This window comes from Rhodopseudomonas sp. BR0C11, assembly GCF_010820945.1.
GTDB classification, from domain to species: domain Bacteria; phylum Pseudomonadota; class Alphaproteobacteria; order Rhizobiales; family Xanthobacteraceae; genus Rhodopseudomonas; species Rhodopseudomonas palustris_H.
On the sequence record NZ_QTKI01000636.1, the window covers coordinates 1 to 1,731 of the forward strand.

At 67.0% G+C, this 1,731-nt stretch carries 1 protein-coding gene and 1 pseudogene; both read left to right on the top strand.

The window, feature by feature from the left end; all coding sequences use genetic code 11:
• The first annotated feature begins 129 nt into the window (after positions 1–129).
• The gene (locus DYI24_RS26065; protein WP_107343619.1) at positions 130–723 is read left to right on the top strand and encodes a DUF1134 domain-containing protein; all 594 of its coding nucleotides are present in this window, start codon (positions 130–132) and stop codon (positions 721–723) included.
• Between the two features lie 240 nt (positions 724–963).
• Positions 964–1,731, top strand: a pseudogene (locus DYI24_RS26070) (hypothetical protein); the annotation flags it as partial.

Below are 1,731 nucleotides of genomic sequence, written 5' to 3' on the forward strand. Positions count from 1 at the left end.
GTTCCTGCCGCTGTGCCGTCATAGTTGCTGCCGATAACGTTCCGAGTCGGGGACAAACGTCGCTACAGGATGCCCGTCAGCATCCGGTTAAAGCGGCGCAAGGGATTTGAAGACCCAGGGGTGAATTGCATGAGCTTCGTGACGCGTCGCGCCGCGCTGGCCTTTGTTGCGCTGGCGGCCCTGAATGTGCCGGCTGTGGCGCAGCAACAGCCATTGCCACCGAAGTCCCCCGCCGGCCCGAATACCTATGGGCCGGACGAACTGGTCGGCGCCGGCCACCGCTTCTTCGGCAACGTCTCGCGCGGCCTCGCTTCGGTGATCGAGCGCGCGGTCAGCCAGTGGGGCCTGCCCAACGGCTATGTGCTCGGCGAGGAAGGCTCGGGCGCCTTCGTGGCCGGCCTGCGCTACGGCGAAGGCACGCTCTACACCAAGAACGCCGGCGACCTGAAAGTGTACTGGCAGGGCCCGTCGGTCGGCTTCGACTGGGGCGGCAACGGCGCCCGCACCATGACGCTGGTGTACAACCTGCCCTCCACCAACGCGATCTATCAGCGGTTCGGCGGCATCGACGGCTCGGCCTATGTGGTCGGCGGCTTCGGCATGACCGCGCTGACCGCCAACGGCATCGTGCTGGTGCCGATCCAGTCCGGCATCGGCCTGCGGCTCGGCGCCAATATCGGCTACCTGAAGTTCACCCCCTCGGCGACCTGGAATCCGTTCTGATCCAGGCCGCCCGCGCGGCCTACAGCCAGAGCGCGTAACCGGCTACCGATTCACGTTAACGCCGCAATGCACTGGCGCGAAGGCGCCGGCTTATGGCATTGTGCCGCAAATGGATTTGCGGCTGGACGGCGACGTTCGCCCGCGCCATCAACGGTTCATCGTCCGAATTCGCGCCGACGCGCTCCGCGCCAAGCTCCGCGGAACGCGCGCGCCTTGCCAAAGCGCGTGTGGGAGACATCGATGGTCGAACAGATCATGTATCTGGCGATCGGCTTTCTGGTCGCGATGCTGCTCGCGCTGATGCTGGCACCGCTGGTGCATAATCGCGCGGTGCGGCTGACGACGAAGCGGCTGGAAGCGGCGACGCCGCTGTCGATGGCGGAGATCCAGGCCGACAAGGACCAGCTCCGGGCTGAATTTGCGATGTCGGCGCGGCGGCTGGAGATGAGCGTCGACCAGCTCAAGAACAAGACCACCAGCCAGTTCGCCGAGATCGGCAAGAAGACCGACGCGATCAATCGCCTCAAGCTCGAACTCGCCGAGAAGAACGCCGCGATCGAGACGCTCGAAGCGCGCGAAAAGGCGGTTCAGGAACAGCTTCGCACCACCGAGCAGGACTTCGCCGCCAAGACCGAGGAGCTGCGCGCCGCCGAGAGCGCGCTGGCCGAGAAGCAGGCCGAGCTCGCCCGCATCAACGCCGAGCTCAACGAGCGCTCCACCCTGGCCGACACCCGGCAGGTCGAACTGGTGGCGCTGCACACCAAGATCGAGGAGCTGCAGGCGCGGGTCGGCGAAGCCGAGAAGGAGTTTGCCGCCACCCGCAGCCGGCTCGAAGCGCAGCGCGGCGAATCCGCTTCCACCACGCGCGAGCTGGATGAGGCCCGCGGCCGCGTCGAGGCGCTGAGCCTGCGCGTCGGCGAGCTCGACCGGCAATTGCTGCTGCAGGTGAAGGAAGCCGAGCTGCTCGGCGGCCGCGTCCACGAGCTGGAAGAGCGTCCCGCCGCCCAG